The organism is Tabrizicola sp. TH137 (genome assembly GCF_002855575.1).
GTDB lineage: Bacteria > Pseudomonadota > Alphaproteobacteria > Rhodobacterales > Rhodobacteraceae > Paragemmobacter.
On the sequence record NZ_PKRQ01000001.1, the window covers coordinates 441,832 to 464,514 of the forward strand.

At 66.3% G+C, this 22,683-nt stretch carries 26 protein-coding genes; 9 read left to right on the top strand and 17 right to left on the bottom strand.

Annotation, left to right across the window (positions count from 1 at the left end; translation table 11 throughout):
- Nucleotide 1: 1 nt before the first annotated feature.
- Nucleotides 2-895, top strand: coding sequence for a DMT family transporter (locus C0V75_RS02190; protein ID WP_101919252.1), 894 nt, complete (start codon nucleotides 2-4; stop codon nucleotides 893-895).
- 10 nt (nucleotides 896-905) lie between these two features.
- On the opposite strand, the gene C0V75_RS02195 is transcribed toward C0V75_RS02190, so the two are convergent.
- The 3 genes from C0V75_RS02195 to hemF are packed head-to-tail and all read right to left on the bottom strand — an operon-like array spanning nucleotide 906 to nucleotide 2,977.
- Entirely contained in the window at nucleotides 906-1,670 is a 765-nt protein-coding gene (locus C0V75_RS02195) for a hypothetical protein (RefSeq protein WP_101919253.1), read from the bottom strand.
- A 33-nt stretch (nucleotides 1,671-1,703) separates the two neighbouring features.
- Entirely contained in the window at nucleotides 1,704-2,054 is a 351-nt protein-coding gene (locus C0V75_RS02200) for a hypothetical protein (protein WP_101919254.1), read from the bottom strand.
- A gap of 47 nt (nucleotides 2,055-2,101) precedes the next feature.
- On the bottom strand, nucleotides 2,102-2,977 hold the full coding sequence (gene hemF, locus C0V75_RS02205; RefSeq protein WP_101919255.1) for an oxygen-dependent coproporphyrinogen oxidase: 876 nt from the start codon (nucleotides 2,975-2,977) through the stop codon (nucleotides 2,102-2,104).
- Between the two features lie 117 nt (nucleotides 2,978-3,094).
- Here hemF and C0V75_RS02210 point away from each other — a divergent pair, with 117 nt between their 5' ends.
- Nucleotides 3,095-3,487, top strand: coding sequence for a hypothetical protein (locus C0V75_RS02210; protein WP_254216351.1), 393 nt, complete (start codon nucleotides 3,095-3,097; stop codon nucleotides 3,485-3,487).
- Between the two features lie 14 nt (nucleotides 3,488-3,501).
- Here C0V75_RS02210 and C0V75_RS02215 read toward each other — a convergent pair whose 3' ends face one another.
- From C0V75_RS02215 to clpS, 3 genes are all read right to left on the bottom strand, one after another.
- Nucleotides 3,502-4,308, bottom strand: a complete 807-nt coding sequence (locus C0V75_RS02215; protein ID WP_101919256.1) for an SDR family NAD(P)-dependent oxidoreductase — start codon at nucleotides 4,306-4,308, stop codon at nucleotides 3,502-3,504.
- A gap of 10 nt (nucleotides 4,309-4,318) precedes the next feature.
- The gene (locus C0V75_RS02220) at nucleotides 4,319-5,305 is read right to left on the bottom strand and encodes a class I SAM-dependent methyltransferase (RefSeq protein ID WP_101919257.1); all 987 of its coding nucleotides are present in this window, start codon (nucleotides 5,303-5,305) and stop codon (nucleotides 4,319-4,321) included.
- 201 nt (nucleotides 5,306-5,506) lie between these two features.
- Nucleotides 5,507-5,848 (bottom strand): ATP-dependent Clp protease adapter ClpS, encoded by a 342-nt coding sequence (gene clpS, locus C0V75_RS02225; protein ID WP_101919258.1) that lies wholly within the window; start codon nucleotides 5,846-5,848, stop codon nucleotides 5,507-5,509.
- Between the two features lie 161 nt (nucleotides 5,849-6,009).
- Here clpS and C0V75_RS02230 point away from each other — a divergent pair, with 161 nt between their 5' ends.
- The 3 genes from C0V75_RS02230 to C0V75_RS02240 all read left to right on the top strand — a co-directional run bounded on the left by C0V75_RS02230 (nucleotide 6,010) and on the right by C0V75_RS02240 (nucleotide 9,210).
- Nucleotides 6,010-6,714 carry an HAD family hydrolase gene (locus tag C0V75_RS02230; protein WP_101919259.1) on the top strand — a complete coding sequence of 235 codons (705 nt, stop codon included), beginning with the start codon at nucleotides 6,010-6,012 and terminating at the stop codon, nucleotides 6,712-6,714.
- Between the two features lie 223 nt (nucleotides 6,715-6,937).
- A complete protein-coding gene (locus tag C0V75_RS02235) occupies nucleotides 6,938-8,533 on the top strand; it encodes a D-alanyl-D-alanine carboxypeptidase family protein (RefSeq protein ID WP_101919869.1) in 1,596 nt (531 codons plus the stop codon).
- 2 nt (nucleotides 8,534-8,535) lie between these two features.
- On the top strand, nucleotides 8,536-9,210 hold the full coding sequence (locus C0V75_RS02240) for a fumarylacetoacetate hydrolase family protein (RefSeq protein WP_101919260.1): 675 nt from the start codon (nucleotides 8,536-8,538) through the stop codon (nucleotides 9,208-9,210).
- A gap of 54 nt (nucleotides 9,211-9,264) precedes the next feature.
- Here C0V75_RS02240 and ccoS read toward each other — a convergent pair whose 3' ends face one another.
- From ccoS to C0V75_RS02270, 6 genes are all read right to left on the bottom strand, one after another.
- On the bottom strand, nucleotides 9,265-9,423 hold the full coding sequence (ccoS, locus tag C0V75_RS02245; RefSeq protein WP_101919261.1) for a cbb3-type cytochrome oxidase assembly protein CcoS: 159 nt from the start codon (nucleotides 9,421-9,423) through the stop codon (nucleotides 9,265-9,267).
- Between the two features lie 10 nt (nucleotides 9,424-9,433).
- Nucleotides 9,434-11,656, bottom strand: a complete 2,223-nt coding sequence (locus C0V75_RS02250) for a heavy metal translocating P-type ATPase (RefSeq protein ID WP_101919262.1) — start codon at nucleotides 11,654-11,656, stop codon at nucleotides 9,434-9,436.
- 4 nt (nucleotides 11,657-11,660) lie between these two features.
- Nucleotides 11,661-12,125, bottom strand: coding sequence for a FixH family protein (locus C0V75_RS02255; RefSeq protein ID WP_101919263.1), 465 nt, complete (start codon nucleotides 12,123-12,125; stop codon nucleotides 11,661-11,663).
- Nucleotide 12,126: 1 nt separating this feature from the next.
- Entirely contained in the window at nucleotides 12,127-13,545 is a 1,419-nt protein-coding gene (gene ccoG / locus C0V75_RS02260; RefSeq protein WP_101919264.1) for a cytochrome c oxidase accessory protein CcoG, read from the bottom strand.
- A 123-nt stretch (nucleotides 13,546-13,668) separates the two neighbouring features.
- Complete coding sequence (locus C0V75_RS02265; protein ID WP_101919265.1) at nucleotides 13,669-13,947, bottom strand: DNA-binding transcriptional regulator; 279 nt, start codon at nucleotides 13,945-13,947, stop codon at nucleotides 13,669-13,671.
- Nucleotides 13,916-14,239 (bottom strand): BrnT family toxin, encoded by a 324-nt coding sequence (locus tag C0V75_RS02270; protein WP_254216352.1) that lies wholly within the window; start codon nucleotides 14,237-14,239, stop codon nucleotides 13,916-13,918. Before C0V75_RS02270 ends, C0V75_RS02265 begins: the two co-directional genes overlap by 32 nt.
- A gap of 105 nt (nucleotides 14,240-14,344) precedes the next feature.
- On the opposite strand from C0V75_RS02270, the gene C0V75_RS02275 reads away from it, so the two are divergent.
- Together C0V75_RS02275 and C0V75_RS02280 are read left to right on the top strand one after the other, a co-directional pair.
- Nucleotides 14,345-15,061 (top strand): cytochrome c biogenesis CcdA family protein, encoded by a 717-nt coding sequence (locus C0V75_RS02275; protein WP_371410652.1) that lies wholly within the window; start codon nucleotides 14,345-14,347, stop codon nucleotides 15,059-15,061.
- A gap of 24 nt (nucleotides 15,062-15,085) precedes the next feature.
- Nucleotides 15,086-15,508 (top strand): thioredoxin family protein, encoded by a 423-nt coding sequence (locus tag C0V75_RS02280; protein ID WP_371410653.1) that lies wholly within the window; start codon nucleotides 15,086-15,088, stop codon nucleotides 15,506-15,508.
- A 172-nt stretch (nucleotides 15,509-15,680) separates the two neighbouring features.
- Here C0V75_RS02280 and ccoP read toward each other — a convergent pair whose 3' ends face one another.
- The 4 genes from ccoP to ccoN are packed head-to-tail and all read right to left on the bottom strand — an operon-like array spanning nucleotide 15,681 to nucleotide 19,126.
- Nucleotides 15,681-16,562: a cytochrome-c oxidase, cbb3-type subunit III gene (gene ccoP, locus C0V75_RS02285; protein ID WP_101919267.1), complete on the bottom strand. Its 882-nt coding sequence runs from the start codon at nucleotides 16,560-16,562 to the stop codon at nucleotides 15,681-15,683.
- A gap of 1 nt (nucleotide 16,563) precedes the next feature.
- Nucleotides 16,564-16,770: a cbb3-type cytochrome c oxidase subunit 3 gene (locus C0V75_RS02290; protein ID WP_101919268.1), complete on the bottom strand. Its 207-nt coding sequence runs from the start codon at nucleotides 16,768-16,770 to the stop codon at nucleotides 16,564-16,566.
- 11 nt (nucleotides 16,771-16,781) lie between these two features.
- Nucleotides 16,782-17,507: a cytochrome-c oxidase, cbb3-type subunit II gene (gene ccoO, locus C0V75_RS02295; protein ID WP_101919269.1), complete on the bottom strand. Its 726-nt coding sequence runs from the start codon at nucleotides 17,505-17,507 to the stop codon at nucleotides 16,782-16,784.
- Nucleotides 17,508-17,521: 14 nt separating this feature from the next.
- Nucleotides 17,522-19,126, bottom strand: a complete 1,605-nt coding sequence (ccoN, locus tag C0V75_RS02300) for a cytochrome-c oxidase, cbb3-type subunit I (RefSeq protein ID WP_101919270.1) — start codon at nucleotides 19,124-19,126, stop codon at nucleotides 17,522-17,524.
- 218 nt (nucleotides 19,127-19,344) lie between these two features.
- On the opposite strand from ccoN, the gene C0V75_RS02305 reads away from it, so the two are divergent.
- Complete coding sequence (locus C0V75_RS02305; RefSeq protein ID WP_101919271.1) at nucleotides 19,345-20,193, top strand: universal stress protein; 849 nt, start codon at nucleotides 19,345-19,347, stop codon at nucleotides 20,191-20,193.
- 275 nt (nucleotides 20,194-20,468) lie between these two features.
- Here the strand turns inward: C0V75_RS02305 and fnrL are convergent, their stop codons facing one another.
- Complete coding sequence (gene fnrL, locus C0V75_RS02310; RefSeq protein WP_101919272.1) at nucleotides 20,469-21,215, bottom strand: transcriptional regulator FnrL; 747 nt, start codon at nucleotides 21,213-21,215, stop codon at nucleotides 20,469-20,471.
- A gap of 93 nt (nucleotides 21,216-21,308) precedes the next feature.
- Here fnrL and hemN point away from each other — a divergent pair, with 93 nt between their 5' ends.
- Complete coding sequence (hemN, locus tag C0V75_RS02315; protein WP_101919273.1) at nucleotides 21,309-22,664, top strand: oxygen-independent coproporphyrinogen III oxidase; 1,356 nt, start codon at nucleotides 21,309-21,311, stop codon at nucleotides 22,662-22,664.
- Nucleotides 22,665-22,683 lie beyond the last annotated feature (19 nt).

A 22,683-nucleotide genomic window follows, 5' to 3' on the forward strand; every position in this document is an offset into this window, starting at 1 on the left:
CATGGCGCTCTGGGTCTGGGCCGCGCTGCTGGGGGCGCTGGCCCAGACCGGGCGCAACGCCACCCAGGCGGGGCTGACCAGCGCGCTGGGAACCGTCGGCGCGACGCAGGTCCGTTTCCTCTTCGGCCTGCCATTCGCCCTGCTTTTCCTTGCCATTCAAATCACTTGGACCGGATCGCCCCTCCCCATCCCCGGCCCGGCCACCCTTGGCTGGACGGCCCTCGGCGCCTGGGCGCAGATCGCGGGAACCGCGCTCATGCTCCTGCTGATGAAGGATCAATCCTTCGGCGTCGCCACCGCCTGGCTGAAGACCGAACCCGTCCTCGTGGCCCTCCTGGGCATCACCCTTCTGGGTGATCACCTCACCCCCGGCACGCTTGTCGCCATTGCCATCGCCACGGCGGGCGTGCTGATCCTGTCGATCAAGCCGGGGCCGCTGCGCACCCTGTTCCAGACCCGCCCCGCCGCGCTCGGCCTGATGGCAGGCCTCGGCTACGGCCTCGCCGCCATCGGCTTCCGCGGCGGCATCACCGCCCTGCCGGACGGGTCATTCCTCACCCGCGCCCTCACCACGCTCACCCTCGCCCTGGCGATCCAGACCGCCACACTGCTGCTCTGGCTGATGCTCTTCGACCGGCCCGCGCTCAGGGGATCGTTCCGCGTCTGGCGCTCCTCCCTTGCCGCAGGCTTCCTCGGCGCCTTCGCCTCGGCCTGCTGGTTCACCGGCTTTTCCCTGACCTCCGCCGCCAATGTCCGCACGCTGGCGCTGGTGGAAATCCCCATGGCCCAGCTCGTCGCCCGCCTGCATTTCCGACAGAAAACCACGCTGCGCCAATATCTTGGCATGACGACGATCCTTCTCGGCGTCGCCGCCCTGCTCTGGCAGCAAGGCTGATCGCCGCGTCTCAATCCTGCGCGATCAAGGCCAGCCGCGCCTCCGTCACCCGCACCAGATGCGCGGCACTGCGGTCCAGATTCGCTTCGGTGATCAGGTCCCACTCCGCCCCGATGCGCCACAGCCCCTCATAGCTGCCGGGGCGCACCCGCGCCCCATCCGCCCGGTCCAGAAAGAAGCCGTGGATCATCTGCCGCGACGGCGCCCGCCCCGGCCCGGCAAAGATCAGGTCCAGCACCATCCGCCCCTCCGGCACCGTCGCGATGACGCGGGTCAGGTCTCCGTCGGTCGTGGCAGCCCCGCCAAAACGTCCGATCAGCGCCGCAACCACCGCCTTCCGCAGCGCGGCAGGCTTCACCGGCACCGCCTCGTCCCACCGCTCCAGATGCGGGCGCGGCGGTTCGGCCTGCGCCCCCTCGAACCCGAACAACCGAGCCACAGCCTCGAACCCGCCCTGTTCCGCCAAAAGCCTTGCCATAAGCTTCACCGGGATCGTCCGCGCCGATCGTTCCTGCGGCTCACCAAAGCGGAACACCTCCTGCAAGACAGGCCGCGCGGCCGCATGGGCCACCAAGGCCTCCTGCGTCATCGGCTCGGCCTCCTGGCTGTCCACAAGCTCCGACACCGCCTCGGCAAGGTCCACCCGCCGCGCCTCGTCCAGCAGGTCCGCCCGCGCAAGCCACCGCTGCACCGCCGAGGCCGGGCAGCCCCGCAACAGCGGAAACCCCGCCATGGCCTCCGCCCGCCGATGCGCCCGATCCGCCGCCTTGCCCATGTCGTCCCTCCGCACAAGCCGAACGGCCGAAGGTCAGAGCATCCCCCGCAGCACGGCCAGCGCCGCCTGCCCCTCGGCATCATCGGCGGCCACGAACACCGCCACTTCCCCGACCATGCCCAGCTTGGCCTGCATCGCAGGCCTGATCGTCAGGACAAAGCCCTCCGGCGAAAAGACCACCGCCTCCACCGCATCCTTCGCGGCAAAGATCTCGTCGGACACCTCCAGATACAGCCCCTTCCGGTCGCCCGGACGCCCCTCGAAGATCACATAGCCATCTTCCGGGTCCTCGCTCGCGGCGAATCCCACGGCATGTTCGCCGCCCTCGGTGTCGGTCCAGAAGGCCCGCGCCCTGATCTCGATATCCGCCGCGTTCCCGCCCATGCCGAACCCTTTCGCTTCACCGCGCGCCGTTTACAGGCGGGGGGCCATCAAGTCCACTTGGCAATCGGCGGCAGGCTCATCAGCACGGCATTGGCGTCATGCCCCGTCTCCAGCCCGAACTTGGTGCCCCGGTCATAGACAAGGTTGTATTCCGCATAGAGCCCGCGATGTACCAGTTGCACCTCGCGGTCCGCCTCCGTCCAGGCCATGTTCACCCGCCGCTCCGTCACCGGCACGAAGGCGGGCAGGAAATGCCGCCCCACCTCCTGCGTGAAGGCGAAATCCGCCTCCCAACTGTCCGCCTCCGGCCCGCCGGTGTTCAGGTCATCATAGAAGATGCCCCCCACACCCCGCGCCCGGCCGCGATGCGGCACGAAGAAATACTCGTCGGCCCAGGCCTTGAACTTCGGATAGTAGCCCGCATCGTGCAGATCGCAGGCCGCCTGCATCTGGCCGTGGAAATGCGCCGTGTCCTCCGGATATTCGATCGCCGGATTCAGGTCCGACCCGCCGCCGAACCACCAGGCATGGGGCGTCCAGAACATCCGCGTGTTCATATGCACTGCCGGCGCATGCGGGTTCACCATATGCGCCACCAGCGAAATGCCGCTCGCCCAGAATCGCGGATCGCGGTCCATCCCCGGCACACCCCGCGCCGCCATCGCCTTCTGCGCCCGCTCGCCCAGCGTGCCATGCACCTCGGACACGTTCACGCCCACCTTCTCGAAGACCCGGCCGCCGCGCATCACGCTCATCAACCCGCCCCCGCCATCGGCTCGCGTCGTCGGCGTCACCTCGAACCGGCCCGGAGCACCCTGCCCGAACCGGTCCTCCAGCCCCTCGAATGACGCGACGATCTGATCGCGCAACTCACGGAACCAGGCGGCGGCGCGCGCCTTGCGGGCATCGAACAGGTCGGTCATCTGTCTCTCCAAGTTGACACTTCCATGCCTAGCACCGCGCCTTTCGCTCGCCAACATGCCATTTGGCAGCATCCCCCGCCCCGCGCTAGAATACGGCCAAACCGGAAAGACAGCCCCATGCGCCGCATCCTCCTCCCCGCTCTGGTGATCCTCGCCGCCTGTGGCACCCCGCAGGAACAATGCATCAACCGCGGCACGCGCGACCTGCGCGTGATGGAAAAGCTGATCGCCGAGACAGAGGCCAACATCGCCCGCGGCTATGCCATCGAGGAATACACCGTCACCGTTCCCGTCTGGCAGCTTTGCCGCGCCCCGGCCCCCGCCCCGGGTCAGCCCGCGCCCCCGCCCCATTACTGCTTCGAACGCGAAACCCAGACCCGCACCCGCCCCAAGGCCATCGACCTGAACGCCGAATCCGCCAAGCTGCAAAGCCTGCTCGACCGGCGCGATCAGATGGCCCGCGCCGCCGAACCCGTCATCGCCCAGTGCAAGGCACAATATCCGGAATGATCAGCCCGGAATGATCAAAAGGACGGCGCCGCCACCACGTCCAGCAGGCCCCGCCCGCCATCCAGCGTCAGCACCTGCCCTGTCATGAACCCCGCCGCATCGCTGGCCAGGAAATGCGCCGCCTCCGCCACCTCATCGGCGCTCGCGATCCGGCCCAGCGGCGTGCCCGCCTCCACCGTCGCCCGCCAATCGGGGTTCTCCTTCAGCGCGCCTTGCATCGACGCGCTCAACACGCTGGCAAAGGACACGGCATTGACCCGTATCCCCTTCGGTGCCAGCGCCACGGCCAGCGACCGCGTCATCTGCTCCACCGCCGCCGAACTGATCGAATAGGCCAGCAATTCCGGCTGCGTCCGCACCGCAGCCAGCGAGGACAGGTTGATGATCGACCCGATCATCCCCTCTGTCCCGGCCTTCTCCGCCTTCTGGATCATCCGCTTCGCCGTCATCTGGCTCAGCCGAAGGCTGGTCAGCACATTCTGCTGCCACAGCTCCTCCACCCCATCCGCCTCGGGGTCGATCGGGTTCGAGGTCCGGCACTGACGGCTGGCATTCACCAGAATGTCGATCCGGTCAAAGGCATCCACCGTCGCCGACAGAAGATTGGCGATGGTCAGCTTCTGCCGCAGATCCCCCGCGAACATCCGCACCTGCCCCTCGCTGCGGCAATCGGCACCGATCTCCGTCTCCAGCCGCGCCTCGTCCATGTCGGCGAACATCACATTCGCCCCCTTGTCGAGGAAGTGCCGCGCGATGGCCAGACCGATGCCATTGGCCGCCCCCGTCACGATGGCCGTCTTGCCCGATATCGAAAAACTCATCCCGTTCCCCTTATCGGGCCCGCAGCGGAAAGGCCGCCCGCGTCACCCGGAAGGCGGCATCGCCGCCGATCTCCTGCACCTCGCGGAACAGGCCCTTCAGCACCCGATCATAGGGCAGGTGCCGATTGGCGACCAGCCACAGCACCCCATCGGGGGCCAGCGCGCGCGCCGCAGCGCCGATGAACGCCACCCCCAGCCCCGGATCGGCCTCCCGCCCCGCATGGAAGGGCGGGTTCATCACCACATGCTCCATCAGCCTGGGCAGGCGCAGCGTGGTCGCATCCGCCCAGTGGAAGACCGCCCGCTCATCCCTGACATTCACCCGCGCGCAGTCCAGCGCCTCGGCCTCCGCCTCCACCAGATGGCATTCCTTCACGCCGGGACGTGCCAGCACCGCCCGCGCCAGATAGCCCCAGCCCGCGCCCAGATCGGCGACCTTGCCCTTCATCTCGGCCGGCAGCGCGGCGGCCAGCAGCGCCGACCCCCGGTCGATCCCATCGGCGCTGAACACCCCGGCCATGGTGCGGAACCCCTCCACCTCCGTCGGCCGCGCCACCCAATCCTCCAGCCCCGGCCCTGCCGGAAAGACCGCGATCTTGCCATGCGCCTTGGACAGCGCCTCGGACAGCGCCACCCGCCCGCGCAGCGCCTTCAGCAGGGAATCGACGCCATCCGTCTTCTGCCCGTCCACCGCCACCGGCCCGCCCGGCACGACCCGCGCCGCCGCCTCGGCGATCAGCGCCTCGCTTTGCGCCCGCGCCCGCGACAGACAGACCACCGCCGCCGCATAAGGCCCCTCGGCCCGCGTGACGACGGCATGACCCCGCGCCGCGAACCAGTCGGCATCCGGCTTGAACCCCGTCACCACCTCGACCCGGTCCTTCGGCAGCGCCGACAGGTCATCCCCCAGCCGGGGCCGGATCACCGCGATCCGCCCCTCGGCCGGCAAGGGCCACAGCCCCGCCTCCAGCGCCTGTTCCAACCGTGCCGACCGCATCGCGCATCCCTCGAATTCCGCCGCGCACCCTAGGGGCGCAGCGCCGGAATGCCAAGAAGACGAAATCTGACACAGATTTCGCCCCGTTTCCTGACGCAGGAAACGAAAAGAACCGCCCCTAGGGCGGTTCCCACCGGAATTTGCGTCAAATTCCGCCGCGAATTCTGCGTCAGAATTCGCCCGGCCCAAGGCGTGACCCTGTCACTCCTTCTCCATCGTGCATTGCAGCGGATGCTGGTGCCGGCGCGCGAAATCCATCACCTGCGCCACCTTCGTCTCCGCCACTTCGAAGGAAAACACCCCCACCACCGCCAGCCCCTTCTTGTGGACCGTCAGCATGATGTCGAAGGCCTGCGCATGGCTCATCCCGAAGAACCGCTCCAGCACATGCACCACGAATTCCATCGGCGTGTAATCGTCGTTCAGCAGCAGCACCTTGTACATCGGCGGGCGCTGCGTCTTCGACTTGGTCTTCGTCAGCACGCTCGACTCGTTCCCCGGGCCTTCGGGGGTTCCAGACAGGATCACGGGCGTCAGGCTCACGGGTCGATGGCTCCGCTGCGGGCAATGGGGGATTCGGTCGATGTGCAGAGACCACGAATATAGTCCAATCCCGCGCATGGAAAAGGCCCCGCGCATCCGGACCGCGCCGCGCTTGCGCAGCCCCCCGCCGCAGGGCAAGACTTCCGGGCAAAGGAGCCGCCATGCCCCCCCGCCGCATCACCACCATCGGCTTCGATGCCGACGATACGCTCTGGCAGAACGAAGCCTTCTTCCGCCTGACCCAGGACCGCTTCACCGCGCTTCTGGCCGATTATGCCGACCCTGATCACCTGCATGACCGCCTCCTCGCCGCCGAACGCCGCAACCTTGGGCATTACGGCTTCGGCGTGAAGGGCTTTACCCTCTCCATGATCGAAACCGCCATCGAGGTGACCGAAGGCCGCGTTCCCGCCACCGTCATCGCCGAACTCATGGCCGCCGGGCGCGAGATGCTGGAACATCCCATCGAACTCCTCCCCCATGCCCGCACGGCGGTGGAAACCCTCGCCGACACGCATCGCGTCCTGCTCATCACCAAGGGCGACCTGCTGGATCAGGAACGCAAGCTCGCCCAATCCGGCCTCGGCGACCTCTTCCACGGGGTAGAGATCGTCTCGAACAAGACCGCCCCGGTCTATGCCGGCATCTTCGCCCGCCATGGTGACGGGGCCGACCGCGCCCTCATGGTGGGCAACTCGCTCAAATCCGATGTCCTTCCCGTGATCGAGGCGGGCGGCTTCGGCGTCCATGTCCCCCACGGCCTGACTTGGGCGCTGGAACAGGCCGACCCGCCCGACGGCCACCCCCGCTTCACCGCGCTTCCCGACCTCGGCCACCTGCATGATCTTGTGTCGCGCCTTGGATAACCCACTACACCTAGGATAACGCCACAGCCAAAAGCGCCTCCCCTTCCGCGAAGATCAACCGCAAAGCCATTGAAATTCAGGGGTTTTCCGGCTCATTACCTTGTGTTACTCTTCGCGCAAGCAGACAAGCCCCACAAAAAATCGGGGCGATTTGAGGCAGGAACAAGGAACCGGCGACGTGGCATCGCTCATTGGGCATTTGGCCCGGCTCTTCTCTTTCTGGATGATCGCGGCACTGGCCTCTCTCCTGGCCGCAGCCCCCGGTTTCTCCGCTCCCTATGCCGCCATCGTGATCGACGCCCGCACCGGCGAGATCCTCTATTCCGAAAACGCCGAGGCCCGTCTCCACCCCGCCTCGCTGACCAAGATGATGACCCTCTACATCGCGTTTGAGGAAATCCAGCGCGGCAACATCTCGCTTGATACGATGGTGACCGTGTCGAAACATGCCGCCGCCCAGCCGCCCTCGCGCCTCGGCCTGCGCGCCGGTCAGAAGATCTCGCTCCGCAACCTGATCCGCGCCGCCGCGATCAAATCCGCCAATGACGCCGCCGCCGCCATCGGCGATGCCATCGGCGGGAACGAGGCCGATTTCGCCCGCCGCATGACCCGCACCGCCAAGGCGCTGGGGATGAAGAACACCACCTTCAAGAACGCCCATGGCCTGACGGCGCAGGGCCATCTGTCCACCGCGATGGACATGACGATCCTCGGGCGGCACCTGTTCTATGATTTCCCCCAGTATTACAACCTCTTCTCCCGCCGCTCCGTCGATGCCGGGATTGCCACGGTCAACAACACCAACCGCCGCTTCCTCGACGCCTATGAAGGCGCCGACGGCATCAAGACGGGCTATACCGTCGCGGCAGGCTTCAACCTCACCGCCTCTGCCGAACGCGGCGGCAAGCGGCTGATCGCCACCGTCTTCGGCGGCAAATCCACCCCCGACCGCAACGCCAAGATGATGAAGCTGCTCGATCTCGGCTTCGGCAAGGCCCCGCGCAACGCGCCCGTCAACCCGCCCACCCCGCCCAGCTATCAGGGCGGCGACGACATGCTGGTCGCCGATACCGACCTGCCCGAAGTGGCCGATGGCGCGGGCAAGACGGTCCGCGCCTCCATGCAGATTTCCACCTCGCCGCGCCCGCAGCCCCGCCCCGGCACGCAGACACCCGAAACCGCGGTCGCCGCGGCCGAAGCCGTCACCGCCATGCAGGACGGCATCGAAGGCGCGCTCGCCGCCGCCCTCGCCACCGAAACCGACCCCGCCACCCCATCCGAAGACAGTCTCGGCGTCGAAGGCGTGGAACTCGCCTCCGCCGGCACCACGGCCACGGATGCCGTCCCGCAGGACCCGGCCGCGACCGAGGCGCTGGCAGAGCTTGCCCCCCAGGCCCGGCCCGACACCGCCACCACCGATACGGCAGCGCCCGAAATCATCCCCTTCCAGGTCGTCTCGGCCTCCGGCGTGGCCGTCTCCCCCCGCCCGGCCAAGCGCAGCGCGCCGATCTATGACGATGTCGCCACCCCCGCGCCGGACACCCCCGCCGAACCCGAGGTCGTGATCTCCGTCTCCACCTCCGGTGATCGGCACTGGGGCGTGAATGTCGGCCGTTTCGGCAGCAGCTACGAGGCAGAGCGCGCCCTCCTGCGCACCCAGCTTGTCGAAACCGCCACGCTGAACGGCTCGCTCCGCAAGGTCATGCCCCGCAGCGGCGGCTTCGACGCCACCTTCGTCGGCCTCACGCAGGATCAGGCCGATCTCGCCTGCCGCCGCCTTCAGGCCCGCGCGATCCAGTGCTTCACGATGGGGCCGTAAGGGTGCCCACCCTTCCCCCCATCCCGGCCCCCGTCACCCTGCTCATCCACGAAAGCGCCCTGCGCTTTCCCGTCCGCCGCATCTTCTGCGTGGGCCGCAACTATGCCGAACATACCCGCGAAATGGGCGGCGACCCCACGCGCGAGGCGCCCTTCTTCTTCACCAAACCCGCCGATGCCTGCGTCCCGTCCGGGGCAACCATCCCCTACCCGCCCCGCACCGCCGACCTCCACCATGAGGCGGAACTGGTCGTCGCCCTCGCCATCGGTGGCCGCGACATCGCACCCGAAGACGCCCCCGCCCATATCTGGGGCCATGCCGCCGGGAACGATCTCACCCGCCGCGACCTTCAGGCCGAGGCGAAAGCCGCCCGCCGCCCCTGGGACATGGCCAAGGGCTTCGACCGCTCCGCCATAATCGGCGCGCTGGTCGCTGGCCCCCTCGCCGATGCCCCCATCACCTGCCATGTGAACGGGCGCCTGACCCAATCCGCCCGCCTGTCCGACATGATCTGGTCCGTGCCCGAAATCATCGCCCATCTCTCCACCTATGTAGACCTGCACCCCGGCGATCTGATCTTCACGGGTACCCCCGCCGGCGTCGGCCCCATCGCACGCGGCGACACCTGCACCGTCACCGTGGGCGACCTGCCGCACGCGACCGTCACCCTCACCTGACCCAAATTTCTTCGAAGAAATTTGCAAGAATCTTCGAAGATTTTTGGTCAGTCCTCACGGCTTGGGCCGGTCATCCCATTCCTTCGTCAGGATGCGGTTCGCATCCCCTTCCGGGTCGTCGAACTGCTTCGTCTTCATCGCCCAAAAAAAGGCCGCAAGCCCCATCCCGCCCAGAAAGAGCGACACCGGGATCAGATAGGTCAGGATCGCCATGCCGCCCCCCTCACTTCAACCGCAGCGCATTCAGCGAAACGGTGATCGACGACAGCGACATCGCCGCCGCCGCCGCCAGCGGCGTGGCCAGCCCGACAAGGGCCAGCGGCACCGCAATCACGTTATACCCCGCTGAAATCGCAAAATTCTCCACGATCCGGCGGGATGCCTGACGACTGATCCGCAGCGCATCCCCGATGGGCGCCATGTCCTGCCCCAAAAGCACGATATCCGACGCCACCCGCGCCGCATCCAGCGCACTGGCGGGCGAGATCGACACATGCGCCGCCGCCAACGCTGCCGTATCGTTCAGCCCATCCCCCACCATCAGCACACGCCGCCCCGCCTGCGTCAGCCCCGTCACCGTCGCGGCCTTCTCTGCAGGCAGCGCGCCCGCCGTCCAATCCGCAATCCCCAGCCGCGCCGCAAGCCCCGCCACCGCGCCCTGCGCATCGCCCGAAATCAGCATCACGCGCAGCCCCTGCGCCCGCAAGCTGGCCACCGCTTCCGCCGCACCGGGGCGCAGACTGTCGGCAAAGGTGAAGGCCCGCGCCACCCCCTCGCCCGTGCAAAGATAGGTCGCCGTCGTATCAACCGGTTCCGAACCGCACCACTCCGCCCGCCCCAGCCGCACCCGGCGGCCCTTCCAGACCCCCTCGACGCCGTAACCCGGCACTTCGCGCAACTCCTCCACCCGCACCGGATGGATGCCCGCCGCCCGCGCCCCGGCCACCAAGGCCAGCGCAAGCGGATGCGACGACCCCGCCGCCAGCGCCACCGCCACTTCCACCGCCGCGCGGGGATGCTCGCCCAGATTGGTCACTTCCGGCGCGCCCATGGTCAGCGTCCCGGTCTTGTCAAAGACAACCGTATCCACCTCCGCCAGCCGCTCCAGCGCCGTGCCATGCTTGATCAGCAACCCCTTGCGGAACAGCTTGCCACTCGCCGCCGTCACCACGGCAGGCACCGCAAGGCCCAGCGCGCAAGGGCAGGTGATGATCAGAACCGCGGCAGAGATATTGACCGCATAACGCAGATCGCCCCCCGTCTTCCACATCCAGAAGCCAAAGGCGGAAAAGGACAGGATATGCACCAGCGGCGAATACCACCGCGCCGCGCGTTCGGCCAAAGAGGTATAGCGCGTCTTCGCACTCTCCGCGACGGCCACCAGATCGGCCATCCGGTGCAGCGAAGAGTCCCGCCCCGCCGCCGTCACCCGCACCACCAGCGGCCCGGTCAGGTTCACCTCGCCCGCCGAAACCACGGTTCCCTCACCTGCAAAGACAGGCAGGCTCTCCCCCGTCAGCAGCGACCGGTCCAGTTCCGACTGCCCTTCCACCACCACGCCATCGACAGGCATCCGCCCGCCCGGACGCACCCGCACCAGATCGCCCACGGCAACCTCGGCAATCGGCAGCGTGACCTCCGCGCCCTCGCGCAGCACCACCGCGCGCGGCACTTCCAGCGCCGCCAGTTCCTCTGCCGCCGACCGCGCCACCGCCCGCGTGCGATGGTCCAGATAGCGCCCCGCCAGCAGGAAGAAGGACAGCATCACCGCCGCATCGAAATAGGCGTGATGCCCGCCCTTCCACGTCTCGAACAGCGAGATGGACGAAGCCAGGATCAGCGCCAGCGAAATCGGCACATCCATCCCCAGCCGCCCGACCCGCAAACTGGCCCAGGCACTCTTGAAGAACGGCTGCCCCGCAAAAACCACCGTAGGCAGCGCAATCGCCGCCGAAATCCAGTGGAACAGGTCCCGCGTCGCATCCCCCGCCCCCGACCAGACGGCAACGGACAGCAGCATGACATTCATCATGCTGAACCCCGCCACGCCCAGCCGCATCAGAAGGTCACGCCCCTGCCGATCCGTCTCCGTCGCGCTCAAGAGCCCGGGGTCCAGCTCATGCGCCTCATAGCCCACGCCCTTCAGCACCCCGATCAGGCGCTCCGCCGTAACCTCTGTCCCTGCCTCGACCGACAGCCGCCGCAGCGTCAGGTTCACCCGCGCGCTCCGCACCCCCGGCACCGCCTGCACCGCCTGCTCCACCGTGGAAATGCAGGCCGCACAATGCGCCGTAGGCAAGGACAGCATCAGCCGCGCGCCCTTCTCCTCTACCGCCGCCGCTGCGATGGCCGCCGCACTCGGCGCCGCCACGCAGGCCGGGCAGGCCGAAGCCGTCACATGCTCCTCCTCGCGCGGCGCTGCGGGAAAGGGGGCAGAGATCGTCATCGCCTCACCCCTGCACCTGATCCATCACGAACAGCTCCAGCCGCTGCCGGAACACCGTCCCATCCGCCGCCACGGCCTCCACCCGCACCATCCACTTGCCCCGCGCCAGCGCCAGCCGCGCCTCCCACAGACCCGAAACCCGCGTCAGCACCGGCCGCACATCGTCATTCGATGCCGTCGCCCGCCCCACCAGCACGTCGATGGACTGCACCGCCGCCGGCAGCCCCTCTGCATCCGTCAGCGCCAGCGTCAGCGTCCCGTCCCGATACTCCGGCACCGCCGTCCAGCCCAGCGCCTGCTGCGCCTTCCGCTCGGCATCAAAGGTCTGGCTGGCAACATAGCCATTGGCCACCTCCAGCCCCGGAAAGGTCCGCACCGCCTGCACCGCCATCACCATGTTCACCGCGATGATGATGCCAAAGGCCCCGACCGTGATCCCCAGCACATGCTTGCCCGTCAACTCGCCCATCTCACTGCCCCTTCCCGTTGAACACCGTGTCATGCGACACCCGGTCCTTGCCCTCGGTATCCGCCACCCACAGCCGCAGCTCCGTCCGATCCGCTGTCGCCGCCTCCGATCCCGGCGCGGCCTCGACATAGACCCGCTGTTGGAAGGTCTCGTTCGCCGGCACCCGCACCAGCGCATCCTCCGATCCTTCCAGCCGCAGCACCAGCCCCGCCTCCGAGGTGACGGCGATCGAGAAGAACGCATCCTCCCCCGTCTTGTTCCGCAGCCGCAGGTCATAGGTGTTGCGGATCGTGCCATCCGACAGCGTCACAAAGGTCGGGTTCCGCACCGGCGTCACGTTCACGTCGATATCAGACCGCAGGAACAGCGCCACCACCAGCGCGATCCCCACCCCGGCCCAAAGGACCGTGTAAAGCACCGTCCGCGGCCGGAACACATGCGCCCAAACGCTCTTCGGCGCCTTGCCCTCGCGCTCGCGCACCTCATCGGTCAGCGCCAGATAGCCGATCAGGTCGCGCGGCTTGCCGATCTTGTCCATCATGTCGTTGCAGGCATCAATGCACAGCCCGCAGGTGATGCAGGCCAGTTGCTGCCCGTTCCGGATGTCGATCCCCATCGGGCAGACATTCACGCAGGCCTTGCAGTCGATGCAATCGCCATGGCCCGGCACATCCTGCTTGCCCCGCGGCTCGCCCCGCCATTCCCGATAGGCGATGGTGATCGTGTCCTCGTCCATCATCGCCGCCTGAATCCGCGGCCAGGGGCAGGCATAGATGCACATCTGCTCCCGCGCGAAGCCGCCAAAGGCAAAGGTCGTCGCCGTCAGGATCAGCATCGTCGTATAGGCGATGGGATGCGCGTTCCCGGTCACCAGATCGACCGCCAGCGTCGGCGCATCGGTAAAATAGAAAATCCACGCCCCGCCCGTCGCCAGCCCGATCAGGAACCACAGCGACCACTTCACCGCCCGCTTGCGGATCTTCTCGCCGTCCCAGCCCTGCCGATGCAGGCGAATGCGCGCGTTGCGATCCCCCTCCACCCAGCGTTCCACAAGGATGAACAGGTCCGTCCACACCGTCTGCGGGCAGGCATAGCCGCACCAGACCCGCCCTGCGGCCGAGGTGAACAGAAACAGCCCCAGCCCCGCCATGATCAGCAGACCGGCCACGAAATAGAATTCATGCGGCCATATCTCGATCATGAAAAAGAAGAACCGCCGGTTCGCCATGTCGATCAGCACCGCCTGATCCGGCAGGTTCGGCCCCCGGTCCCACCTGATCCACGGCGTCAGGTAATAGATGCCCAGCGTCACCGCCATGATCCACCACTTGAGCGTTCGGAACGCTCCCTTCACCCGGCGCGGAAAGATCGGCTCGCGCGCGGCATAAAGGCTCGGCGGTTCGGTATCGGGGCTCGTCACGGCACTCTCCCACGGGATTCGATTGCCCCGGTATCCCGTGCCCGGGCCGCCGCCACCTTGACCTGCATCAAACCAGCATGCGCGATGCAGCTTTGTCGCAGGGGGACGGGCCGGAAACCGCCCTCAGGCCGTCGCTTCGGCCACCAATTCGGGATGCCGCGCGATCACGCGCATATAGGCCATGGCGAAATCAGGCGGCGTCGCCCGCGCCTGTTCCCAGTCGCGCAGCGTTCCCACCGGAACATGAAAACGCTGCGCAAAGGCCGCCTGCGACAGGCCCAGCCCGATCCGCGTCCGCCGCACCAGACGCGCCCGCAGCGCCCGCTCCATTGCGCGGGGAGATACGTCGAAATCCGCCTCGTCCAAAGGGTCAGAGGTCAGAATGATAGGCGCGTTCTTCACCTGCTTTGCTCCTTCGCACGGAAATGAACCGCGGCTTTTCCGCCCGCCAGACGAAAACCGCCGTGAAGAGCCGCCCTTCAACCGCCCCAATGACCTTGAACCGTTCCTCGCCATCAACCGGGCGGATGGACGGGATGATCAGATGATCCGCATCCTCGAAAACCCGCGCCCCGAAGGCCAGCGAAAGCCCGTGCTTCGCGCGGTTGGCCGTGTCTTTAACCGGGTCAAAATCACTCGTCACAGGGATCTTTATACTGAAATCCCGTATATCGGTCAAGGTGCCGCCGCCCAAGCCCCCCCGATCACCATTCCGTCATCGGCAGAAACGCCCCACCCCCTCCCCGCGTAAGGACGGCTATTCACCGGCCACAGCGCCAAGAAACAGCAAGGGGGTGCCATGATCGACCTGTTCTTCGCCTATGGCGCGGGCCTTCTGACGCTCATCAATCCCTGCATCCTGCCCATCCTGCCCATCGTCCTGTCCACCGCCCTCTCCGCCGACCGGCGCGCCCCCCTCCGCCTCGCGCTCGGCATGAGCCTCTCCTTCATCACCCTCGGCCTGACCCTCTCGGCAGCAGGCCCCGGCCTCGGCCTGTCCCCCGATGCCGTGGCACGCGGTGCGGCGCTGGTCATGGCGATCTTCGGCGGGGTGATGCTGGTCCCCCGCCTCTCGGCCGGCTTTGCCACGGCCACCACGGCCTTCGCCGCCCGCGCCGACCAGAACCTCGCCGCCGACTGGGCCACCTCGCCCAGGGGCCAGCTTCTCGGCGGCCTCCTCCTCGGCGCGGTCTGGAGCCCCTGCATCGGCCCCACCCTCGGCGCGGCCATCTCGCTCGCCGCCAGCCGGGCCGATCTCCTCGGCGCGGGCGTCATCATGACGGCCTTCGCCGCCGGGGTCTCCACCCTGATCCTGCTCCTCGCCTATGGCGCGAAATCCCGGCTTCAGGCGCGCAAGGCCCTGATCGCCCGCCTCGCCCCAAAGGCGCGGCCCATCCTCGGCGGGGCCTTCCTCGCCGTGGGCCTCTTCCTCTGGTTCGGCCTCAACCACCCAGTCGAGGCATGGCTTCTCGACACCCTGCCGCCTTGGCTGACCGACCTCTCCGTCGCCCTCTGACCCTGTCCCAGGAAAGGATATCCCATGATCGACCGCCGCACCCTTCTGCTTGCCTCCGCCGCCACCCTCGCCCTCGCGCCCACCGTCTCGCGGGCCGAGATGGAAAAGCTCTTCTACACCCCCGGCCTTGCCGAAAAGGACATGGCCGAAGGCCGCGTCATCCTCCTCGACTTCTGGGCAAGCTGGTGTTCCACCTGCCGCGCTCAGGTCCGCGTCATGGATGAACTGCGTGCCGAAAACCCGGCCTATGACGCGGCGATCCGTTTCATCACCGTGGATTGGGATGAATATGGCACCGGCGATCTGGCGCAGAAACTCCGGATCCCGCGCCGCTCGACCCTCGTGCTCCTGAAAGGCGAAGAGGAGCTTGGCCGCACCGTCGCCGGCACCTCGAAGGATGAAATCAAGGCCCTGCTCGACGCGGGTCTCGCCGCCGCCGGGGCCTGACCTCCCCGCGTAGGATGGGCAATACTGCCCAGCCTGCAAAAGAAGGGCGGCGGGGTGGCAAGACCCCGCCGCCCGGCAAGAAGACACCGGCAACCCCCAGGAAACGCGCGAACAGGTGGGGCACCGGTGCCGTTGCCCGGCAGGGCTCATCCCGCCGGGCAATCCTGTCAGATCACTCCCCGCCGCCGCGGGAATGGACATAGGCCGCCACCGCGCGGATCTCGTCCTCGGTCAACCGCCCGGCCCAGCCCGGCATCACGCCGAAACGGGCATAGACGACCGTCTCCCTGATCTTCTCGCGGCTGCCGCCATAGAGCCAGATCGCGTCATTCAGCGCGGGCGCGCCCTGCGTCCGGTCGCCCTCGCCCGCATCCATGTGGCAGGCGGCGCAGTTGTCGGCATAGACCGTCGCCCCCTCCACCGCCTTGGCGGCATCATGCTCCTGCCCCGAAATGGCCAGCACATGCTCCACCACCGCGTCGATCTGCGCCCCGTCCAGGATGCCATCCACACCGAATTTCGGCATTTCCGAATAGCGCGCATCCGGGTCCGTCGTGTTGCGGATGCCATGCGTGATCGTCAGATGGATATCCTCGATCGTGCCCCCCCACAGCCAGTCGTCATCCAGCAGGCTGGGATAGCCCTTGCCCTCCACCCCCGCCGCGCCCGACCCGTGGCACTGCGCGCAATAGGTGCGGAAGACCGACGCCCCTGCCGGTTCGGCATAGGCCATCAGCGTCTGGTCGGTGGGGATCGAGGCCAGCGGCGCCGCCACCAGCGCCGCCTTGATCTCGGCATTGGCGGCATCGAAACGCTCGATCTCCGCCGCCACATCGGCCCGCGTGCTCGCCCCCAGAACCCCCGGCGTCGCCCCGGTCAGCAGGGGCCAGGCCGGATAGGCGATCATATAGCCGATGGCCCAGACAATCGTCGCGTAGAAGGTCCAGACCCACCAGCGCGGCATCGGGTTGTTGAACTCCTCGATGCCATCCCATTCATGCCCCGTCGTCTCCACCGGGCCGGCGGGCTTCTTCGTCACTTGCTTGGCGCACATGTCACGCCTCCCTCTCGCTGCGGGCGGGGGCAGGCGCGCCCCCTCCGGCGGGTTTCAACTCGTTGCGGAAGATCGAGGTCGCGGCCTCGTCATGCAACTTGCGGCTGCCCGGTCTCCAGGCCCAGAACACGACGCCCAGAAACACCAGCACCAGCAGCAACAGCATCCAGCTATCCGCGAACTCCCTCAGCAGGCTATAGGTCTCCATCTCGCCCTCCCCTACCGGCTCGCATCCGGCGTGAAGGTCGAGAAATCGACCATCGTCCCCAGCACCTGAAGATAGGCAATCAGCGCATCCATCTCCGTCAACTGCGGCTGCCCGTCAAAGTTCGACACATTGGCCTTGGCATAACGCTCCTGAAGCCCCGCGAAATCGCTGTTCGGGTCCGCCTGCGCGACAAAGTCCGCCACCGCGTTCTCCATCATCGCCGCGTCATAGGGCACGCCCACCAGACGATGCGTCGCCATGATGTCCTCGATATAGCGCCCGTCGATCTCGCGGTTCGACAGATAGCCGTATTTCGGCATCACCGATTCCGGCACCACGCTCTGCGGATCGGTCAGGTGATCCACATGCCAGGCATCCGAATAGCGCCCGCCAACCCGGGCCAGATCCGGCCCCGTCCGCTTCGATCCCCACTGGAACGGATGGTCATATTGCGACTCCGCCGCCAGCGAGTAATGCCCATAGCGCTCCACCTCATCCCGCATCGGCCGGATCATCTGGCTATGGCAGACATAGCACCCCTCGCGGATATAGATGTCCCGCCCCGCCAGTTCCAAGGGCGTGTAGGGGCGCACCCCTTCCACATCCTCGATCGTGTTCTCCAGATAGAACAGCGGCGCGATCTGCACGATCCCCCCGATGGTCACCACCAGGAATGACAGGACCAGAAGCAGGGTCGCATGGGTTTCAATCGCCTTGTGCTTGTCAAGAAAAGCCATCTCTCATGCCCCCCTTATTCCGCCGGAACGAAGTTGTTGGCATTGACGGATGCCTTCGCCGGCTGCGCCCGCACCGTCATCCACAGGTTGTAGGCCATGATCAGCGCCCCGGTCAGGAACATCGCCCCGCCCAGACCCCGGACCACATACATCGGGAACTTGGCGGAAACCGTGTCGGCAAAGGCGTTCACCAGGAACCCGTTCGCATCCACCTCGCGCCACATCAGCCCTTCCATGATGCCGGTGACCCACATCGACGACGCGTAGAGAACGATCCCGATCGTCGCCAGCCAGAAGTGCCAGGACACCAGCTTCAGGCTATACAGCCCACCCCGGTTCCACAGCCGCGGCGTCAGGAAATACAGCGCCCCGAAGGTGATCATCCCGTTCCAGCCCAGCGCACCGGAATGCACATGGCCGATGGTCCAGTCCGTGTAATGCGACAGCGAATTCACGGCCTTGATGCTCATCATCGGGCCTTCGAAGGTGGACATCCCGTAAAAGCCCACCGAAACCACCATCATCCGGATGATCGGATCGGTCCGCAGCTTGTCCCAGGCCCCCGACAGCGTCATCAGCCCGTTGATCATGCCCCCCCAGGACGGCATCCACAGCATGACCGAGAAGGTCATCCCCAGCGTGCTCGCCCAATCCGGCAGCGCGGTATAATGCAGGTGGTGCGGACCGGCCCAGATATAGAGGAAGATCAGCGCCCAGAAGTGGATGATCGAAAGCTTGTAGCTGAACACAGGCCGCTCCGCCTGCTTCGGCACGAAGTAATACATCATCCCCAGGAAACCCGCGGTCAGGAAGAAGCCCACCGCGTTATGGCCATACCACCACTGGATCATCGCATCCTGCACGCCCGCCGTGACCTGCACGGATTGCGAAGAAAAGATGGAAACCGGGATGGCCAGGTTATTCCCCAGATGCAGCATGGCGATGGTCACGATCATCGACAGCAGGAACCAGTTCGCCACATAGATATGCGGCTCCTTCCGGTGGATCAGCGTGCCAAGGAAGACCGCAAGGAAAGACAGCCAGACGACCACGATCCACAGGTCGATATACCAGACCGTTTCCGCATATTCCTTGCCCTGCGTGCCGCCCAGAACATAGCTCGTCGCCGCCAGCACGATCATCAACTGCCAGCCCCAGAAGACGAACCAGGCCAGATTGCCACCCCACAGCCGCGCCGCGCTGGTGCGCTGCACGATGTAGAAGGACGACATGATCAGCGCATTGCCGCCAAAGGCAAAGATCACCGCGCTGGTATGCAGCGGCCGCAGGCGGCCAAAGTTCAATATCCCCTGCGACCATTCGAAATTCAGCGCCGGAAAGGCCAACTGGAAGGCAATCACCACGCCGACAAGGAACCCGACGATACCCCAGAAGGTCGTCGCGATCACCCCGGCGCGCACCACGCCGTCCATATACTCGTTGCTCCGCGCCCGCTTCGGCTCGCCCATCGTCCGAAGCGTCCAGATGAATGTCAGACCGGCGGCCAGCATGACCACGATCGCATTCACCTGATAGGCCAGATCATGACCATAGTTGGAGGCGATCGCCGCGAAGACGGCGATCAACCCCAACACGATCAGTTTCAGATAATCCCACATGTTTGCGTCCCTTCGTCTCTTGGCCCGGTCAGAACCGGACGAATCCGGGGATGCGGGGCACTTTGCGACTGGTCCGCTTTTGCAATCACCGACCAACCGCTGCCTTGATCCATGTCAACAGTCTGGGCACTCCGCCTTGACCTCGGTCAAAGAAAGACCTGCCGCTTCGGTTTATTGCACTCCCATGCAGCACTCCCATGCAGCCGAAGGAGGCAACCATGGCCTATAAATCCATCCTCACCGTTGTGACGAATCCCGAACGCGCCGAACTGGCGGTCTCCGGCGCGGCGGCGCTGGCCCTTGCCCATGACGCCCATCTCGACATCCTCGCCCTCGGCGTGGACCGCACGCAGGTCGGCTATTCCTATGTCGGCTCCGGGGCCGTGATCCTGCAAGCCGCGCTCGACCGCGCCGAACAGGAGGCGAAGGAAATCGAAACCGCCATCCGCAAATCCCTCGACGCGCAATCCCCCACCCTGCGCTGGTCGGTCGAGGCGGCGGTGACGCAACTAGGCGCGCTCACCGATCTGGTGGCGCAACGCGCCCGTTTCGCCGATCTGGTGGTCCAGCCTCGCCCCTATGGCCCCGCCCTCGGGGCCGAATCCGAAGCCGTGGTCGAGGCCGCGCTCTTCGAAGGTCAGGCCCCGGTCCTTGTCCTGCCTGACTCCGGGCCGGGCCGCGCGGCCACGCCCCGCCGCATCGTGCTGGCCTGGAACCAGGGCGCCGAGGCGATGACCGCCATCCGCAAGGCGCTGCCGCTCCTGCAATCGGCCGATCAGGTGATCATCGCCGTGATCGACCCGCCGCAGCACGGCCCCGAACGCTCCGATCCCGGCGGGATGCTCTGCCAGATGCTGGTGCGCCACGGCGTCCGGGCCGAGGTTTCGGTCCTGGCGCGCACGCTCCAGCGCATCTCGGACGTGCTGGCCCGCCATGTGCGCGACACCAATGCCGATCTTCTGGTGATGGGGGCCTATGGCCATTCCCGCTTCCGCGAGGCGATCCTCGGCGGGGCCACGCGCAACATGCTGGAACAGGCTGACGTGCCGGTCCTGATGGCACATTGATCCCGCGGGATGGGTCGGAAGGCCCATCCCCTTTTGGACCTATCCGCAAGATCAACTGGACTCAGGCATCACGGCGCACAGGATGCAGGGGGTGGGGGGCAACTCCACCCCATGTCTTGTAAAACCCCTGCACCAACGCACCCTTAACCAAAATCCGGCAGCGATCCCTGCCGGATTTTGTATGTACACTTTGCTGCACAGTTTGCGGCACAGGATGCGGCACAGCCGCCGCGCATCAAATTCGCCAGATTTTCTTGGAATTCCAGAAAGTTAACTCAGACCAGATAACCGCCATCCGTGTCATCCCCGGTCTCTTCCAGCAACTTGTCAAAGTCGCGGACGATGACATGGCGCTTGCCTTCCAGCTCGATCACGCCATCCCGTTTCAGCGCGCTCACCTGCCGGCTCACCGTCTCCAGCGTCAGGCCCAGATAATCCGCCATCTCCTCCCGCGTCAGCGGCAGGTCGAACACGATCGACCCCTTGGCCGATTTCAGCTTCAGATGCGTGTCCCGCCGCGCGATGATGGCCAGCAGCGACGCGATCTTCTCCCGTGCCGTCTTGCGCCCCAGAAGCAGCATCCACTCCCGCGCCGCATCCAGCTCGTCCAGCGTCATCTCCAGCAGACGCTGCGCGATATGCGGGGTGGATGACATCAGCTCTTCAAAAGGTTTCTTGCGAAAACAGCACATTACAAGGTCTGTTGTCGCCGTCACATCATAGGCCGCCGTCGGTCTCCCCGGCCGCCCGACGAAATCCGACGGCAGCAGAAGACCCACCATCTGCCGCCGCCCATCCTCCATCGTCTGGGTCAGCGTGGCGATTCCGGTCACGACCGAAGCCACGAAATCCATCCGGTCCCCCGACCAGATCACCGTCTGCCCGGCCTGGAAACTGCGATAATACTTGATCTGTTCCAGCCGCTGAAGCTCATCCGCCTCGCAACGGGCACAAACGGCACGGTGCCGGATCGGACAATCCCCGCACTCATGAGACACCGTTTGCAGGTCATGATGAGCCATGGCCAGCTCCTTCGTCTCTCGGCCCCGGCACAGCAACCCGCGGGTTTGATCTGCATCAAGGCCGACATTCAGTCATTGTATCAGGCTATTCCAATGAACCATGAATCGCAACTGATGCGCCTCGGTCTTTTTGACGCGCGGGTGCCCCGCTACACCAGCTATCCCACGGCCCCCCACTTCGGCGGCGGGGTCGGGTCGGCTGAATTCACCGATTGGATTCAATCGGTTCCGGCGGGATCGTCGATTTCGCTCTACCTCCACGTGCCCTTCTGCCGCAGGCTGTGCTGGTTCTGCGCCTGCCGGACACAGGGCACTTCCTCGGAGGAACCCGTCCGCGCCTATGCCCAGACGCTCAAGGCCGAGATCGCGCTGCTCAAGCGCCATCTCGCCCCCGGCATCACCCTCTCGCGCCTGCACTGGGGCGGCGGCACACCCACCCTCCTGCCCGCCGACATGATGCGCGATCTGGCCGATACCATCTTCGACGCCGTCCCCATGGGCCCCGGTGCCGAATTCTCGGTCGAGATCGACCCGAACGAGATCGACGATGCCCGCCTCGACGCGCTGGCCGCCGCAGGCATGAACCGCGCCTCGATCGGGGTGCAGGATTTCGATCCCGAAATCCAGAAAACCATAGGCAGGGAACAGGGTTACGAGCTGACAAAGCGCGTGGCCGATCTCATCCGCGCCCGCGGCGTGGGCAGCCTGAATGCCGATATCCTCTACGGATTGCCGCATCAGACCCGCGCGAAAATCTCGGATTCCGTGCAGAAACTGCTGACCCTCTCGCCCGACCGCGTGGCACTTTACGGCTATGCCCATGTGCCATGGATGAGCCGCCGCCAGCAGATGATCCCCTCCGACGCCATGCCCACCCCCGAAGAACGCCTGCGCCTGTTCGAAACCGCGCGGCAGCTTTTCACCTGGGACGGCTATCAGGAAATCGGCATCGACCATTTCGCCCGCCCCTCGGACGGCATGGCCATCGCCGCCCGCAACGGCACCCTGCGCCGGAATTTTCAAGGATATACTGATGATACGGCCCCGATCCTGATCGGCCTCGGCGCCTCCTCCATCAGCCGCTTCCCCCAAGGCTACGCCCAGAACGCCTCGGGCACGTCGGACCATACCAAGGCCATCCGCGACGGTCGCTTCTCAACCCATCGCGGCCATGTCTTCGCGGGCGAAGACCTCCTCCGCGCCCGGATCATCGAGGCGCTGATGTGCGATTTCAGGGTGAATAGGGCCGAGTTGATCCGCGATTTCGGTGTGACAGATCAAAGACTTGACGCCTTGTTCGGCACCGCAGCAACGGCCTTCCAGGGCTGGGTGGATGTCGATGCGGACGGCCTCGCCATTCCACCCAAGGCACGGCCCCTCGCAAGGATGATCGCCCGCGCCTTCGACGCCTACGACCAGACCAAGGCCCAGCACTCGGCCGCGATCTGACGCGGAAGATGGGCAGAAT